This is a genomic window from Streptomyces sp. P9(2023), assembly GCF_032436795.1.
GTDB lineage: Bacteria > Actinomycetota > Actinomycetes > Streptomycetales > Streptomycetaceae > Streptomyces.
Map to the genome: position 1 here is coordinate 1 of NZ_JAUPWM010000362.1, position 284 is coordinate 284.

The 284-nt window shown below is 63.4% G+C and carries 1 protein-coding gene; it reads left to right on the forward strand.

Going from position 1 to position 284, the window contains the following annotated elements:
- Nucleotides 1–15: 15 nt before the first annotated feature.
- The coding region (locus tag Q5762_RS40190) for an arylamine N-acetyltransferase (RefSeq protein ID WP_399495579.1) at nucleotides 16–284 on the forward strand (269 nt) is incomplete at its 3' end.

A 284-nucleotide genomic window follows, 5' to 3' on the forward strand; every position in this document is an offset into this window, starting at 1 on the left:
CCGGCTGACGAAGCCGTGCTGGCCGCGAAGTGCGAGTTTCTCCAGACATCGCCGATGTCGCCTTTCGTTCAGAACCTCGTCGTGCAGCGACACATGTCGAACGGTCTCGCCATTCTGCGGGGCCGCACTCTACGCGAACTCACGCCTACGGAGACACGGGAGAGGGTGTTCGAGGACGTCACGGATCTCATGACGACGCTGACGACTGTCTTCGGCCTGGACGTGCCGGAGGTCGCCGGCCTCTGGTCGAAGATCGTGACCCGCCATGACTTCATCGTGGCGGG